At 60.2% G+C, this 15,965-nt stretch carries 17 protein-coding genes; 8 read left to right on the top strand and 9 right to left on the bottom strand.

Annotation, left to right across the window (positions count from 1 at the left end; all coding sequences use genetic code 11):
- Positions 1-62 precede the first annotated feature (62 nt).
- From lpxL to fabV, 4 genes are all read right to left on the bottom strand, one after another.
- Positions 63-992 (bottom strand): LpxL/LpxP family Kdo(2)-lipid IV(A) lauroyl/palmitoleoyl acyltransferase, encoded by a 930-nt coding sequence (gene lpxL, locus ABY948_RS00085; RefSeq protein ID WP_461480454.1) that lies wholly within the window; start codon positions 990-992, stop codon positions 63-65.
- Positions 993-1,075: 83 nt separating this feature from the next.
- Positions 1,076-1,309, bottom strand: a complete 234-nt coding sequence (locus ABY948_RS00080) for a DUF2789 domain-containing protein (RefSeq protein ID WP_461480453.1) — start codon at positions 1,307-1,309, stop codon at positions 1,076-1,078.
- 69 nt (positions 1,310-1,378) lie between these two features.
- A complete protein-coding gene (locus ABY948_RS00075; protein ID WP_461480452.1) occupies positions 1,379-2,215 on the bottom strand; it encodes an MBL fold metallo-hydrolase in 837 nt (278 codons plus the stop codon).
- A 44-nt stretch (positions 2,216-2,259) separates the two neighbouring features.
- On the bottom strand, positions 2,260-3,447 hold the full coding sequence (fabV, locus tag ABY948_RS00070; RefSeq protein WP_461480451.1) for an enoyl-ACP reductase FabV: 1,188 nt from the start codon (positions 3,445-3,447) through the stop codon (positions 2,260-2,262).
- A gap of 171 nt (positions 3,448-3,618) precedes the next feature.
- Between fabV and ABY948_RS00065 the strand changes: the two genes are divergently transcribed.
- Both ABY948_RS00065 and ABY948_RS00060 read left to right on the top strand, forming a co-directional pair.
- Positions 3,619-4,014 (top strand): DoxX family protein, encoded by a 396-nt coding sequence (locus tag ABY948_RS00065; protein ID WP_461480450.1) that lies wholly within the window; start codon positions 3,619-3,621, stop codon positions 4,012-4,014.
- A gap of 177 nt (positions 4,015-4,191) precedes the next feature.
- The gene (locus tag ABY948_RS00060; protein ID WP_461480449.1) at positions 4,192-5,295 is read left to right on the top strand and encodes a phosphoribosylaminoimidazolesuccinocarboxamide synthase; all 1,104 of its coding nucleotides are present in this window, start codon (positions 4,192-4,194) and stop codon (positions 5,293-5,295) included.
- A gap of 48 nt (positions 5,296-5,343) precedes the next feature.
- Here ABY948_RS00060 and ABY948_RS00055 read toward each other — a convergent pair whose 3' ends face one another.
- Positions 5,344-5,844, bottom strand: coding sequence for a MarR family winged helix-turn-helix transcriptional regulator (locus tag ABY948_RS00055; RefSeq protein WP_461480448.1), 501 nt, complete (start codon positions 5,842-5,844; stop codon positions 5,344-5,346).
- Between the two features lie 224 nt (positions 5,845-6,068).
- On the opposite strand from ABY948_RS00055, the gene ectA reads away from it, so the two are divergent.
- From ectA to ABY948_RS00025, 6 genes are all read left to right on the top strand, one after another.
- Positions 6,069-6,611 (top strand): diaminobutyrate acetyltransferase, encoded by a 543-nt coding sequence (gene ectA, locus ABY948_RS00050; RefSeq protein WP_461480447.1) that lies wholly within the window; start codon positions 6,069-6,071, stop codon positions 6,609-6,611.
- A complete protein-coding gene (gene ectB, locus ABY948_RS00045; RefSeq protein WP_461480446.1) occupies positions 6,608-7,915 on the top strand; it encodes a diaminobutyrate--2-oxoglutarate transaminase in 1,308 nt (435 codons plus the stop codon). Before ectA ends, ectB begins: the two co-directional genes overlap by 4 nt.
- 77 nt (positions 7,916-7,992) lie before the next feature.
- Positions 7,993-8,397 (top strand): ectoine synthase, encoded by a 405-nt coding sequence (locus ABY948_RS00040; protein WP_461480445.1) that lies wholly within the window; start codon positions 7,993-7,995, stop codon positions 8,395-8,397.
- A 58-nt stretch (positions 8,398-8,455) separates the two neighbouring features.
- Entirely contained in the window at positions 8,456-9,895 is a 1,440-nt protein-coding gene (locus tag ABY948_RS00035; RefSeq protein ID WP_461480444.1) for an aspartate kinase, read from the top strand.
- Between the two features lie 6 nt (positions 9,896-9,901).
- Positions 9,902-10,543: a class I SAM-dependent methyltransferase gene (locus ABY948_RS00030; protein WP_461480443.1), complete on the top strand. Its 642-nt coding sequence runs from the start codon at positions 9,902-9,904 to the stop codon at positions 10,541-10,543.
- Complete coding sequence (locus tag ABY948_RS00025; RefSeq protein ID WP_461480442.1) at positions 10,540-11,961, top strand: sodium/proline symporter; 1,422 nt, start codon at positions 10,540-10,542, stop codon at positions 11,959-11,961. Before ABY948_RS00030 ends, ABY948_RS00025 begins: the two co-directional genes overlap by 4 nt.
- Before the next feature lie 35 nt (positions 11,962-11,996).
- On the opposite strand, the gene alr is transcribed toward ABY948_RS00025, so the two are convergent.
- From alr to ABY948_RS00005, 4 genes are all read right to left on the bottom strand, one after another.
- Entirely contained in the window at positions 11,997-13,091 is a 1,095-nt protein-coding gene (gene alr / locus ABY948_RS00020) for an alanine racemase (RefSeq protein ID WP_461480441.1), read from the bottom strand.
- A 38-nt stretch (positions 13,092-13,129) separates the two neighbouring features.
- On the bottom strand, positions 13,130-13,984 hold the full coding sequence (locus tag ABY948_RS00015; protein WP_461480440.1) for a D-amino acid aminotransferase: 855 nt from the start codon (positions 13,982-13,984) through the stop codon (positions 13,130-13,132).
- A gap of 100 nt (positions 13,985-14,084) precedes the next feature.
- The gene (locus tag ABY948_RS00010) at positions 14,085-14,942 is read right to left on the bottom strand and encodes a glutamate cyclase domain-containing protein (RefSeq protein ID WP_461480439.1); all 858 of its coding nucleotides are present in this window, start codon (positions 14,940-14,942) and stop codon (positions 14,085-14,087) included.
- Positions 14,943-14,973: 31 nt separating this feature from the next.
- Complete coding sequence (locus ABY948_RS00005; protein ID WP_461480438.1) at positions 14,974-15,915, bottom strand: 5-oxoprolinase subunit C family protein; 942 nt, start codon at positions 15,913-15,915, stop codon at positions 14,974-14,976.
- Positions 15,916-15,965: the final 50 nt, after the last annotated feature.

Genomic DNA, 15,965 nt, shown 5'->3' with positions numbered 1-15,965 from the left:
GGAGGGGGCACAAGCACTTGCAGAAGAATTAAATTCTCCCCCCAAGCGCCATCTGCTGCGGTTTATTTGCTCTTCGGATAGGGTCGTGGTTCGCCGGCGGGCCGGGTCTTGAAACGGCGGTGAATCCACATGTACTGATCCGGCTGCCGAAGAATCAACTCCTCGATTTTGCGATTGATGGTCTCGGCATCGGCGACATCGTCACCCACGGGGAAATTTTCCAGGGGCGGGTGAATCGTCACCCGGTAGCCGCGATTACCGGGCAATCTGACCTGGGAAAACGGCAATACCGCAGCATGACCGGTTTTGGCAAAACGCGCCGTGGCCGTGACCGACGCGGCGGGCACGCCAAAAAACGTGGCAAACACACTCTGCTTGCGCCCGTAGTCCTGATCCGGCGCATACCAGATGACACGCCCCTGGCGCAGCGCCTTGAACAACCCGCGCACATCCTCCCTGGGGTAAACCACGCCCGCCGGGTCACGGCTGCGCCGCCCCCGACTCTGCACATAGTCGTAAACCGGGTTTTTATGCGCCCGGTACATACCGTCGATGGAGCAGCGTGCCGACAGTGCCGCTGCGCCGATTTCCAGGGTACTGTAGTGAATGGCCATCAGCAGCGCGCCCTGCCCCCGCAACCCCTCGATATGCTCCAGCCCTTCCAGCTGTACCAGTCGGTTCAGGCGTTTTGTCGGCCACCACCAGGCCATGCCAATTTCAAAAAAGGCGATGCCATAGTTGCGGAAGTTGTCGCGCAACAGCTTTTCCCGCTGTTGCGGGTTCATCTCGGGGAAGCAGAGTTTGAGATTGATCTCCGCCACCTTGCGACGATAGCCCCCCAGCAGGTACATCAGGGTCCCCAATCTGCCCCCAAGCCAGGTGATCATCGGGTAGGGCAATTGCACCAGCAACCACCAGCAGGCCAGTCCCAGCCAGGTCAACCAGTAGCGGGGCTGCAAAAATTGCCTCTGAAATTGTTGATTGTCGTACATGACAGGTCCGAACAGCGGGGGAAGGCATTATACGGGCAAAGCCGACGAGCGGTGAACCATACAGGTGTGCTTGGCGGGGGCAGCTACGCTCTGAGCAGAGCGTCGAGCTGGTCGACCTGTTCCGCCCAATCGGAATCGTCGACGATGGCCTCGATCAGAAAGGCGCGCTGGGCACTGCTCCAGAAAGCCGCCTCCGGCAGCAGGACCTGATCGGGCAACGGACGGTGATTCGCCACGAATTGCTCAATGGCGAGCTGGCCGGACGGCAGGCCCAGCTGGTCGAACAGGTCAGATAGTGTGTGAATGTCGGTATCCATGGTGTTTAGTTGCTCTCCTTAGCTTCTATATAGAAGCCGCCGCGGGAATTAGCAATGTCGGAACTACTTTTATCTGCCGGACAACACCCAGTGTTCCTCCCCGAGAGCCCAATGGCTGGCGATGCGTTTGCAGGCCCGGCCCTCTTTTTCCAGCTTCAGCAGGTGCGCCCAGAGCGACAGCCTGGCCATGGGCAAAAGCTCGGGGATAATCTCGCTGTAGACCTCGGGCAACAATCGGTCAAGACCGGATTCTCCCAGCCTGATCAGCGCCCCGAGCACCCGCTGCTCCCGCTCCAGGCGATGGGCGACAATCTGCTGCAACACCTGCCGGGGCCTGTCGAGCAACTCACCGTGCCCCGGAGCGATAACCTGAATCGGGTAATCCATCAAGGTTTCTGTGGCGTGGATGTAGTCGGCCATATCCCCACTGGGCGGGATAATCACCACGGACGATCCCTGCATGATGTGATCCCCCGAAAACAGCATCCCCTCCTCCCGCAACAGGAAACAGAACTGATTGGCCACATGGCCGGGGGTGTGGATGGCCTCCAGGGTAAATTCCGGCGTTGCCAACAATTGGCCATGGCTGAGGTTTTCCTTGACCTGAAAGCTGCGGTCCTGGTGACCATCGTCTTCCATCACACAGCCAAGCAACCGGGCACCGGTGCGCTCGGCAAGGATGCTCGCCGCGGGGGAGTGATCCGGGTGGGTGTGGGTGACCAGAATCCAGTGCAACCGCTCGCCACAGGCGACCAGGAGTTGCTCAATGTGGTCGTCAATGAGCGGACCCGGATCGATCAGCGCCAACCGCTCCCGTCCCACCAGGTAACTGTTGGTGCCGGGACCGGTCATCAGATTGCCGTTGGGCGCGGTGAGGCGCCCCACCAGCGGGGACAGTTGTTTCAAGCCGACGGTCCCGCGCCGGCATGCAATCCGTACCTCACCGGGCATTACACCAGGTTTTTGATGGGCACAACCGGGTCCACCTCGGCCTCGTAATCAACGCCGTCGATCTCAAAACCGAACAGTTTCAGGAACTCGTGCTGGTAGCCCTTGAAATCAGTCAGCTCGGGAATGTTCTCGGAGGTGATGCGCGACCAGTCATCGGCCACCCGCTGCTGAATTTCCGGACGCAGTTCCAGTTCGTCGACGCGGATGCGCCCTTCGCTGTCCATGCGCGGGCTGTCGCTGTACAGGCACTCCGTGTAGAGGCGGTACAGCTGCTCGATGCAGCCTTCGTGACTGCCATCCTCCTTCATCGCCTTGAACAGCAGAGACAGGTACAGGGGCATGATCGGAATGGCCGAGCTGGCCTGGGTGACCACCGCTTTCAATACGGCCACCCGGGCATCGCCGCCGATAGCGGCCAGTTTCTCGCGGATGCCGATCACTTTTTTGTCCAGGTCTTTCTTCGCCTGGCCGATGGTGCCGTCCCAGTACAGATCCCAGGTGACTTTTTCGCCCACATAGGTGAAGGCCGCGGTCTTGGCGCCTGCCGCCAGCACGCCGGCCTCATTGAGGGCATCCATCCACATCTGCCAGTCCTCACCACCCATGACGGCCACGGTGTTGGCGATTTCCTCGTTGGTGGCGGCCTCCAGGGAGAATTCCTGGATTTCCTGCTTGTCGGTATTAATGCCGCGCAAGGTGACGTTTTTGCCGACCGGCTTCAGGGTGGAGTTGAACAGCTCCCCGGTTTTCGGGTGCTGGCGGCGCGGCGATGCCAGGCTGTAGATCACCAGATCCACCTGTCCCAGGTCGGCCTTGATGGTATCGATGGTCTTCTGCTTGATTTCATCGGAAAAGGCGTCGCCGTTGATACTCTTGGCATAGAGCCCTTCCGCCTCGGCAAACTTGTGAAACGCCGCGGAATTATACCAGCCGGCAGTGCCCGGCTTTTTCTCAACACCTTCCTTCTCGAAGAAAATACCCAGGGTAGCGGCACCGCAACCAAAAGCGGCGGTGATTCTGGCCGCCAAGCCATAGCCGGTGGAGGCCCCGATCACCAGCACCCGCTTGGGGCCGTCGATGGCACCCTGGCTTTTGACGTAGTCAATCTGCTGTTGCACATTGGCTTCACAGCCCACCGGATGGGTGGTGATACACATAAAGCCGCGGACTCTCGGTTTGATAATCATTGCCAGTCTCCACTAGTTGCCCCACCGGGCATCGATTCGAAATACGGGCGCCATCATACCTTGAAGGTTGAGACGGACCAAGAAACTGACGGCCATGGATGTCAAAGCACCATGACCACTGCTACTATCCTTCTGCGACTTTTTTTTGCGCCCTGTGGGAGATAAAGGATCATGAGCTATTACCAATCACTGGCAACCCTGATTCTGCGCCTGGGTCTCGGTATACTGGTTTTGCTGCACGGCGTTGCCAAAATTCTCAACCCCGGAATACTGGACTTTATTGCCGACAAACTGGGTCACCTCGGGCTGCCCGGAGAATTGGCTTATCTGGTTTATATCGGAGAGGTGCTCGCCCCCCTGATGATCATCTTCGGCTACTTCAACCGGCTGGGGGCCATCATCATCGTTATCAATATGCTGTTCGCCATGTTGCTGGTGCACATTCCACAGCTGTTCACGCTGACCGACAACGGCGGCTGGGCGCTGGAACTGCAGGGCATGTACCTGCTCGGGGCCGTTGCCATCGCGCTGCTGGGCAGCGGCAAATACGCCCTGCGTCCGGACTGACCACAATTTCACCACAATTACGGCGGCGCATCTGGTGCGGCGCCATTGATCTGGTAGAATTCCCGCCCTTTGGCAACCCCGTATAAACCATCGTACCGGGCTGAATACAGGCGCGCAGGGCCATCGGATCATCCGTTCAGAGACCGCACCACCCTGCCGAAGACAGGACACAACGCCATGAATCTTGCTGACAAAGTGCTGGCCGTCAACAACGACCTGCCCATTCGTACCCATGCCCCGGTTCACAGCGGCAAGGTGCGTTCCGTCTACTGGCTCACCGAAGCCGACAGCCGCCGGTTGATCGAGGAGCGCGGCTACGACGTGGCTGCCGATGCCCCGCTAGCCATCATGGTGATCAGCGACCGCATTTCCGCCTTTGACTGCATCTGGCACGGCGAAGGTGGCATGGATGGTGTGCCCGGCAAGGGCGCGGCGCTGAACGCCATCTCAAACCACTGGTTCCACCTGTTCCGGGAAAAGGGCCTGGCGGACAGCCATATTCTGGACATCCCCCACCCGCTGGTGTGGATTGTGCAAAAGGCGGAACCGGTGATGATCGAGGCCATCTGCCGCCAGTACATCACCGGCTCCATGTGGCGCGCCTACCTGAAGGGCGAGCGGGAATTCTGCGGCATCCAGCTTCCAGACGGCTTGCAGAAAGACCAGAAGCTGCCGGAACTGCTGATCACCCCCTCCACCAAGGGCATCATGACCGATCTGCCGGGCATCCCCGCAGCGGACGATGTGAATATCTCCCGGGCGGATATCGAGAACAACTACCAGGCCTTCAACTTCCGCAGCCTCGGCGATATCGATCGCTATGAAACCCTGCTCAGGGAAGGCTTTGAGGTGATCAGTGAGGCCCTGGCGGCCATCGACCAGATCTTCGTGGACACCAAATTCGAGTTTGGCTACGTCACCGACAGCAGCGGCCAGCGCAAACTGATTTACATGGACGAGGTGGGCACCCCCGACTCATCCCGCATCTGGGACGGCCCCAGTTACCGGGAAGGCCAGGTGGTGGAGAACTCGAAAGAGGGTTTCCGGCAACTGCTGCTCAACCATTTCCCCGACCCGGACATCTTGCTCAACAAGGATCGCATGGAAGAGCGCAAGGCGCTGGCCCAATACAACGACCTGCCCCCCTCCGTACTGATGGCAGTGTCCAACACCTACGTGAGCATCGCCGAGCGCATCACCGGTGCCAAACTGCATCTGCCGGACAACCCCAAAGCTGAAATCATTGAGGTCCTGCGCGACCAGTACGGCCTGATTGACTGATTCAAACCGCGGTGGACATTAACGTGCCCACCGCACCTCTCCCCGCCCCTATCCCTCAGGTTTTTCAACCGGGTTGGAGGAGCGATCCAGCATGCCGATATCGAGAATCGGCGACGCGTCAATGTGCTGCGCATCCATCATCCCGGCAACCCGCTGCAGAGAGGATAAAATCATGCTCTGCTCCCACTCCTGCAAGGCTTCAAACTGCCGGGCAAAGTGCTCCTGCAGCGGCTTCGGCGCATGCCGCAACACCTCCACGGCCCGCTCGGTCAAATGCGCGTGCACCTTGCGCTTATCGGCGGTGGAGCGCTCCCGGTAAACCAGTCCCCGCTTTTCCAGCCGATCGATAATGGTGGTCACCGTCGCCTGACTGAGACTGATATCCCCCGCCAGCTCGCCGATGGTCACCTGGCCGCGGTCGCGAATGGCCTGCAACAGCAGAATCTGCGGCGCCGTCAAGCCACTGGTCTTTGCCAGATGCTTTGAATACAAATCGGTCGCCCTGATCACCCGGCGCAGGGCAATCAGTACCTGTTCGATGGATTCCAATACGTTCCCCCGGTGTTGCGGACGGGCCAGTATAGCCCAATGTTGCCAGGGCTCATTTGGACTGGTTGCCGATATCCTGTACAATGTTTCGATCTCTAAACATTTAAATTCGGATATGGAAACAATATATCAATCACATATTGAAACTAAAATGAATATTTGCTGACTCCATAAACAATAATAATTTGAGCTGTATATATTATTTAACCGGGAGCTTAATCAGCATGAGTCACGAAATAACACTTCGCCCACCCCTGGCGGAGGACGGCGCACAGGTACATCAATTGATCGCCCAGTGCCCCCCCTTGGACCAGAATTCCGTCTACTGCAATCTGCTGCAGTGCACCCATTTTCACAGCACCTCGGTCGCCGCCGAACAAGAGGGGGTACTGGTGGGCTTTATTTCCGGCTATCTGGTGCCGGAGCGGCCCGACACCCTGTTTATCTGGCAGGTGGCCGTCCACGAGCGCGCCAGAGGTCTCGGCCTGGCCGGTCAAATGTTGCAGGAAATACTCCTGCGCCCCCAGTGCCAGCAGGTTACCCACCTGGAAACCACCATCACGGCATCAAACGACGCCTCCTGGTCACTGTTTCGGCGCCTGGCCGAGCGTCTCGGTACGACCCTTAAAAGTACGCCACTGTTTGACCGAGACAAACATTTTCACGGCCAGCACGACACGGAAATCCTCGTCAGGATTGGCCCCTTTACGCAAGCGGAAGTCGGCAAGACTTCGTCCATCACTCAGGGAGAGGAAACCCCATCATGAAAATTTTTGAAGAAATCGAATCCGAAGTTCAGAGTTATGCCCGCTCCTTTCCCCGCATCTTCAACAAGGCGCAGGGCGAGTTTCTCTACGATGAGGAAGGCAACCAGTACCTGGACTTCCTGGCCGGCGCCGGCACACTCAATTACGGCCACAACAATCCGCTGTTCAAGGAAAAATTACTGGACTACATCCATCGGGATGGGATTACCCACGGTCTCGACCTGCACACCAAAGCCAAGGGCGAATTTCTGGAGAGCTTTAATGAGAAGATTCTCAAGCCCCGCAAGCTGGACTATGTGATGCAGTTTACCGGCCCCACCGGCACCAATGCTGTGGAAGCGGCCCTGAAACTGGCTCGCAACATCACCGGCCGCGAAAATATTATTGCCTTTACCAACGGCTTTCACGGCGTCAGCCTCGGCTCACTGGCGGCCACCGGCAACTCCCACCACCGCGGAGCCGCCGGCGTCAGTCTCAGCGGCACCAGTCGCCTGCCCTACGACGGCTATCTGGGCGACCACATCGACACCACCGTCTACCTGGACAAGGTATTGACCGATTCCAGCAGCGGTATCGACAAGCCCGCTGCCGTCATCGTGGAAACGGTACAGGGCGAAGGCGGCATTAACGCCGCCAGCTTCGACTGGCTGCGCAATCTGGAAAAGGTCTGCCGCAAACACGACGTGCTGCTGATCGTGGACGACATCCAGGCGGGCTGCGGCCGCACCGGCACCTACTTCAGCTTTGAAGAGGCCGGCATCTACCCGGACATCATCACCCTGTCCAAGTCCCTCGGCGGCTACGGCCTGCCCTTCGCGGTGGTGCTGTTCCGCCCGGAGCTGGACCACTGGAAGCCAGGCGAGCACAACGGCACCTTTCGCGGCAACAACTTTGCTTTTGTCACCGCCAAGGCCGCCATCGACCACTACTGGTCCGACGACGAGTTCTCCAAGTCGGTGAAAAAGAAAGGGGAATACGTCGCCCAGCGGCTGCAGGCCATCGTCGACCGGTACGGCGACGGCAACTTCACCACCCGCGGCCGCGGCATGTTCCGGGGTATCAATTGCGTCAATGGCGAGCTGGCGGAGAAAATTACCCGTCGCGCCTTTAAACAGGGGCTCATCATCGAAACCAGCGGTGCCGACGATCAGGTGGTCAAACTGCTCTGCCCATTGATCATTGGCGAGGAGAACCTCAAGCGCGGCATCGACATTATCGAAAATGCCATTTGCGAGGTCTGCGCGGGAGAAGATTCCATTCCACCCCAAAAGAAATATTTTAACGTCAAGCAGATCGCCAGCTAACCCTACCCTGCTTTCCATACCGACACCCACACCAGCGATGGCGGGTATCGGCCAATTTATTTGAGATTGAGACCAACATGATCGTCAGACACCTGCAATACGCCGAACAAAGCAACCGCCGCATCGTCTCCCCCGACGGCAACTGGGAAAGTACCCGGATGCTGCTGAAGGACGACAACATGGGCTTTTCCTTTCACATCACCACCATCTATGCCGGTGCAGATTTCAATATGCACTACCAAAACCATCTTGAATCCGTCTATTGCCTATCCGGTGAAGGGGAAGTGGAAACCCTCGATGACGGCAAGGTTCACTCTATTACCCCCGGCACACTCTACGTGCTCGACAAACACGACCGCCACACCCTGAGAGCCTTTTCAGAGATGAAAATGGCCTGTGTGTTCAACCCGCCCCTGAACGGCAAGGAAGTACACAACGCCGACGGCGCCTATGAGCTGGAAGCGGAGACCATCGGCGCGTAAGCACGGGACAAGCAACGTATTCCAGCGATACCAGCCCGAAAAAAGGAGACAGTTTTTAATGGGTTTTCACAGTGTGGAAAAAATCGGCGGCACCTCCATGAGCAACTACGCCGCCGTCAGGGACAATATCATCCTGAGGCCCGCAGGCAAGGACCGCTACCAACGCATCTTTGTGGTATCCGCCTATGGTGGCATCACCGACCAACTGCTCGAGCACAAGAAAACCGGGCAACCCGGGGTGTTCGCGTCCTTTGCCAATGGCGTCAAAGACGACAGCTGGCAGGAGCTGCTGGCCGCCTTGAAAGAACAGTTGTTTGCCATCAACCAAGCGTTGTTCCCCGAACAGCCACTGCTGACGGCTGCCAATCAGTTCATTGGCAATCGGCTGGAAGAGGCGGAGCGCTGCCTCACCGATCTCAAGAAACTCTGCCAGCACGGCCACTTTGCCCTGGAGGTCCACCTGGACACGGTGCGGGAGATGCTCGCCAGTATCGGCGAGGCCCACAGCACCTGGAATACCGCCCAGCTATTGCAGCGGGATGGTATCAACGCCCGTTTTGTGGACCTGACCGGCTGGCAGAGCAGCCGCCACATGTCTCTGGACGAGCGCATTGAAACGGTATTTCAAGGGGTGGACCTGGCGTCTGAACTGCCCATTGTCACCGGCTATGCCCACACCGGTGAGGGGCTGATGTCCACCTTCGACCGGGGTTACAGTGAAATGACCTTCAGTCGCCTGGCGGTGATGACGGGCGCCCGCGAGGCCGTCATCCACAAGGAGTTCCACCTCAGCAGCGCCGACCCACGGGTGGTGGGCGATGAAAAAGCGGTGCCGATTGGCCGCACCAACTACGACGTGGCCGACCAGCTGGCCAACCTCGGCATGGAGGCCATTCACCCCAAGGCCGCCAAGGGCTTGCGCCAGAAGCAGATTCCGCTGCGGGTGAAAAACACCTTTGAACCGGAGCACAGTGGCACCCTGATCACCAGCGATTATGTCAGCGACACCCCCTGCGTGGAGATCATCGCCGGCTGCCGCGGCGTGTTCGCCATCGAGCTGTTCAACCAGGATATGGCCGGCAACTACAGCCGCTGCGACAGCGCCATCCTGGACGTGATCGAGCGTTTCCGCGCCCATGTCATCTCGAAGGACATCAACGCCAACACCATCACCCACTACCTCTCCACCAACCTGAAGACGGTGAAGCGCATCTGCCGGGCACTGGAAGAAACCTTTCCCGAGGCGGAAATCAACCAGCAGGAAGTGGCCATTGTCTCCGCCATCGGCAGCGACATGCAGGTTCCCGGCCTGCTGGCGAAAACCGTGGCGGCGCTGGCGGAACAGGACATCAGCGTACTGGCCATGCACCAGTCCATGCGCCAGGTGGACATGCAGTTCGTGATCAATGAGGCGCACTGGGAAGACGCCATCAAGAGCCTGCACCAATGCCTGGTTGAGGTCCACGATCACGGCCGCGCCATCTGCCTGGCGGTGTAGCGGGCAATGCATTCCGTCACCGAAACCCTCAAGGGTCCGCACAAGCAGTTCTACGTACAGGGCGTAAAGGCCCTCAAACCCAATCATCCTGAGGTGCTGGAACTGCGCGAGCAGGGTCACACACCCTGTGAGTTCGGCTCCCGCATCTGGCGATCCAGCTATCTGTTGATCCACTATCTGGCGAACTATCTGGACGCCCGGATTGCCCGTGCAATCGAATTAGGCTGCGGCTGGGGACTCGGGGGGCTCTACCTGCAAAAACACTGCGGGGTGGAGGTCGCCGCCACGGATATCGACAGCAACGTGTTTGCCTATCAGGAACTCCTGTGCCGACACAACGCCACCCGCGTGCCGATCCACCATTGCAGCGTGCAGGAGCTTGGAAGCTGGGACTTGCAACCGGTGGACCTGCTGATCGGGGCGGATATCTGCTACACGGCGGAAATAGCCCGCCACATCGAAACACTCTGCCTGCAACTGGCACACCAGGGCGGCGGGCAACTGGTGCTGGCCGATAGCGGACGGGCGCCCTTTCTGGCACTGAGCAAACAGCTGGCACGGCGTTATCCACTGGAAATGACCCATCTCACCCTCGACCTGCCCACCCGTGTACGTGGCCAGGTACTCCATGTGGAGATGCCCGGTTGATCGTCTCATTTATCGGCTTTCTGCTGATGTTTACCCTGGTCGGGCTGCTGTCCGCCAGGCGCAGTCGCGGCACCAAACAGGATTACTATCTCGCCAGCAACAGTGTGCAGCCCTGGCTGGTGGGGCTGTCCGCCGTGGCCACCAACAACAGTGGCTACATGTTTATCGGTGTGATCGGCTACACCTACACCGCCGGTCTCTCCGCCGTCTGGCTGATGCTGGGCTGGATTGCCGGCGATTTCCTGGCCTCGCAATTTGTGCACCGACGCCTGCGGGAACAGGCGCCGAAAACGGCAGAAGTCAGCTATGCGGGCGTCCTCAGCAACTGGTATGGCGGCAGCCATAACGGCTTGCAGCGCAGCATGGGCATCATTTCGCTGGTCTTTCTGCTGGCCTACGCCAGCGCCCAGCTGGTGGCCGGCAGCAAGGCCTTACAGGTATTGTTCGAGTGGCCAGCCTGGGCCGGCGCCACGCTATCCGCCAGCCTGGTCTGCCTATACTGCTATGCTGGTGGCATTCGCGCCTCCATCTGGACCGATGCCGCCCAGTCCATGGTGATGCTGGTTGCCATGGGCCTGCTGCTCATCGCCGCCACGACCGCGCTGGGGGGCAGTGCGGGGGCCTATGCGGCGATGTCCGACGTACAGGGGTTCCTCAACTGGTTCCCCTCCGACCTCGCCCTGCCAGGTTTGGCCGGTGGATTGTTATTTGCCGCCAGCTGGATGTTCGCCGGCTTGTCGGTGATAGGCCAGCCCCACATCATGATCCGTTTCATGAGCCTGAAGGACAGCGCGCAGATGAACCGGGCGCGCTGCTGGTACTACCTCTGGTATCTGCTGTTCTACGCCATGGCCACCGCCGTCGGCATGCTGTCCCGGGTCTACCTCAGTGATAGCGGCAGTTTCGACGCCGAGCTGGCACTGCCCACCATGGCTCTGGCGCTGTTCCCGCCAGTGTTGGTGGGGCTGGTACTGGCGGGCATCTTCGCCGCCACCATGTCCACCGCCGATTCGCTGGTACTGGGCTGCTCGGCGGCCATCACCCACGACCTGCTACCTCACCGGATCGAGCACACCAGCTTCATGAAAGCTGTCACCGTCCTGGTGACACTGGCGGCACTACTGTGGGCCCTGGGCAATAGTCAAAGCGTGTTCAGCCTGGTGGTGCTGGCCTGGTCGGGACTGGCCAGTGCCTTTGCGCCGCTGCTGTTAGCGCTTTGTGTGGGCGCCAGGCCCTCGCCCCGGCTGAGCCTGGCGGCAATTATGGGCGGCCTGGCCAGCGCTTTGCTGTGGCGTCAACTGGGTTGGCACCATGCCGCCTACGAGGGTATGGCGGGGATTCTGACAGGCTTGCTGATCCTGACGGCGGGCCTCCAGCTGGGTTTTCGCCAGCCACGGCGGGAAAGTGACTCGGAATAAAAGTGACTGGGAATACAAGTGACTGGGAATAAAAGCTACGCGGAATAAATGCGTGGCACCCGCCGGGGCATACGGGTCAGCAGTTCATAGCTGATGGTTCCGGCGCTGTCGGCCACTTCGTTGACCGACAACCCCCTGCCCCACAGCACCACTTCATCCCCCAGCGTCACCTCGGACAGCTGCGTCACATCCACGGTGATCATATCCATGGACACTCTGCCCACCAGCGGACAGCGCTGCCCCTTGACCAGCACAGGGGTGCCATCCGGGGCGTGCACGGGATAGCCATCGCCGTAACCGATGGCCACCGTGGCGATGCGGCTGGGCCGGGCGGCACGCCAGCGCGCCGCATACCCCACCGACTCGCCGACCGGCACATCCCGGAGGGCTATAACTGAAGACACCAGGGTCATCACCGGCTGTAACTTGTCCGCCTCCGGGTGGGACTGGGGAAAGGGTGAGCTGCCGTAGAGCATGATGCCGGGGCGATTCCAGTCGGCACGGCACTCGGGCCAGGCCAGCAGCGCGGCGGAATTGGCCAGACTGAGGGGCACTTTGGGCTGCTCTGGCAGCCCCGCCATGCCCGCTTGCAGACGCGACAGCTGCTGTCGGGTGAAGTCGTTGTGCAGCTCATCGGCACAGGCAAAATGGGTCGCCAGCACAATGCCATCCGCGACATTGCTCGAGGCGTTCAGCGCGGCATGGCTGTCAACAATCTCTTCGGGCCGGATGCCCAGGCGGTGCATGCCGCTGTCCACCCACAGCCAGGCCTTGACCGGTCGGCTCAGTCTGGCGGCGACAAGGGCCTGCAACTGCTCCCGGTTGACCACCGACAGCCAGCAATCATGCTCTGCCGCGACGGCAATTTCATCGGGACAGAAAGCCCCTTCCATCAGGCAGACCGGCTTGGCGATGCCCGCCTCCCGCAACTCCAGCGCCTCCTCGAGACAGGCCACCCCGAACGCCGGCACCATCTCCTCAATCGCCCGCGCCACCGCTACCGCACCGTGGCCATAGGCATTGGCCTTGACGATGGCCATGGTGCCGGAATGGGGGGACAGACCGTTGGCCAGCGCGACGTTGTGGCGCAGGGCATCGAGATCAATCAGGGCTTTCGCAGGTCTGGACATATAGGGTTTCGTCGTTGCTCCGGTAACAGTGTGGCGTGTCAGTAGTCGTACTTACCGGCAGAATAGATCTGCTGGGCCAGCAGCCAGACATCGCCGATCTCGCCATTGCCGACAGGCTTGCCATCCACCTCGATCACCGGCACCACCTCCTTGGAGGAACTGGTGACCCAGACCTCGTCGGCATTGAACACTTCCGCTTTGGTCACCGCCCGCTCTTCCACCGGAATGCGGCCGTCCTTGCGCAGCAGCTCCAGCAAAATGTGACGGGTGATACCCGGCAGCTTGTGGTTGTCCAGCGGCGGGGTGATCACCACCCCATCCTTGACGATATAGGCGTTGCAGGCACTGGCCTCGGTGAGTTCATCCCGCTCGTTGAACAACAGGGTTTCATCGGCCCCCTGCTGGTAGCCCTGCTGGAAATGCAGCACGTTGCCCAGCAGTGCCGTGGATTTGATATGGCAGCGCTCCCAGCGCAGATCCCGATCCGTCACCACCCGATAGGCTGCGCGGGACTTGTCGGCCACCGGCTCCGCGGGGATTTCGAAGGTAAAGGCGAACACCGTCGGCGTGACATTTTCCGGGTAGGCGTGAAAGCGGCGCGTGTCAGCGCCGCGACTGACCTGCAGGTACAGCGCGAGGTTGCCGCCGCCATTGGCATCGATCAGGGTGTCGCACAGCTCCCGCCAGCGGGCATTGCTCCAACCCAGTTCGATGCCAATGGCAGCCAGACCATTGTTCATGCGCGCCAGATGCAGGTCAAAACCGATCATTTTGCCCCGGTAGGAAGGCAGCACCTCGTAAATGCCATCGCCGAACAGGAAGCCCCGGTCCATGGGTGAAATGCGGGCTTCCTCCATGGGCAGGTAATCACCGTTCAAAAATACTGTGCTCATCGTTCACTCAGCTCTCTAAGCTTGCCAACCAGCCCGGCCCGGGAAAAGCGGCTGATCTTAGCAGTGGCCCCGCAGGCAGGCAAAGATAAATCCCGTCTTCTTAAGGAGCCGACCTGGCCTCTGCCACCAGCTGCTGCAAGGCCTCAACCAGTAGCTTGCCACTCTCGCAGGGCAGGCCATCCTCGGACAGGGTGTTTTCACGGGTCACACCGTCGACACTGCCCCTGACCGCCAAATACTCCAGCACAAGGCGATTATCCCAACGGGCCAGATAATCCTCGCCACTCCAGTAACTGAGCATGGCCACCAGGCCGTGGGCCGCCCAATTGGACACATCGGCAATCACCAGCTCATCACAGCAGGTGGCCGCCGGGATAATGTCGAGCCCGGCCAGGCCGCCAACCACGTTGCCCATGCCAATTTCATTGCCGCCGTCGCCGATGGCGACAGAGGGACAGGCCAACACACTGAGAAAATCATCAAAACAGAAGCAGTGTTCACTGATGTCCTCTCCCCTCATATTGTAGTAGCGGCCATCCGCCGCCCGCCCCGGCAGTTCAATACTGATCAGCAATTCGGGGTCGATGCGGCCGACCACTTCCTTGACCTTGTCTATCAGCCCGGGGACTGGCCCCAGGGGCATGGCCTCTACCCGATAGTCTCCTGCCAGGGCATTGGCCAGCTGTTCACCACAGACCAGCACCGGCTCTGACCCCAGCGCCTCCAGAACCCGGTAGAGGGCAATGGCCCCGGCCGGCCCGTCGGTTTCAAAGGTATCCAGCACCGGGAAACCGGTGCCGATCAATGCCGGGCCGCGGCAATCCCGCAGCAACTGTGCCGCTCGCAGGCAGTAACCGGGCTTCAGGTGCGCCCGCAGGTCGGCCATGCCGCGCAGATTGCGCTCCACCAGCAACTGTTCGATACGCTGGCTGAGCAATAGGTCGGCGTCGACGTTCATGACCGGTATGTCCCTTTGAAGTACTTCGCCATCAACACACCTCCGGACTCAGCTGCTGAAACTGCCGGGTCGCCATCATCCTGACCTGGCGGGCCTGCTCCACACTGATCGGCGCAAAATTGACCTTGCCGCCGGGGGGTAACTGTGCCAGCTGGGCCAGATCGACCGAAATCACCGACCCCAGTTTGGGGTAGCCGCCAATGGTCTGCCGGTCGCACATCAACACAATGGGCTGGCCGTCCGGCGGCAACTGGACGGCCCCGAGACAGATGCCTTCGGATAACATGTCCGGCAGTTCACAATGCACAGCGGGCCCCTCCAGGCGATAGCCCATCCGATCGCACTGCCCGGACACCCGGTACTCCGAGGCAAAAAAACGCTGTTGTTGCTCCTCATCGAAAGTCTCGTACTGGTAGCCGGTAACCACCCGCAACAGTACCCGCTTGGTGTAGACCGGGCGGTATCCGGCCGGCACCCGGAGGCAATCGCCCTCCCCCGCATCACCGCAGGGCAGATGATCACCTGCGGCCAGTTTGGTGCCGTGCAATCCGCCCAGGCCCTCGCGCACCACCGTCGCGACACTGCCCAGGGTTGGCGGGAGGTCCAGGCCGCCGGCCACCGCCAGGTAGGCGCGCACCCCCGCACGGGCAAAACCGACTTCGATCCTGTCACCGGGATTAACCTGGTAACTGCACCAGGATGGGAGAATCCGTCCGTTGATACTGAACGGCATATAAGCACCGCACAGGGCGACACGGGTCGCCACCTCGGCACTCAGCGCCAGCCCCCCCACCGACAATTCCAGGGCGGCCGCGCCGGGACCATTGCCACAGAGGCGATTGGCCCAGTCAAAGGCCAGTGGATCGGCGGGACCACCGGTGGTGATCCCCAGGCGCTGGCAACCGCTGCGCCCGGCATCCTGAATCAGGGTCAATACCCCGGGGCGCTCCACCACCAATCCGGAAGTGCTCATAATTCGCCCCCCATGGCCAGAAAATCATCCCGCCCAATCGCCCTGAAGCG

Origin of the sequence: Porticoccus sp. (assembly GCF_041592135.1) — a bacterium.
GTDB lineage: Bacteria > Pseudomonadota > Gammaproteobacteria > Pseudomonadales > Porticoccaceae > Porticoccus.
The sequence above is the reverse complement of the archived record's forward strand: the minus strand, read 5'-3'. Positions and strand labels throughout refer to the sequence as shown.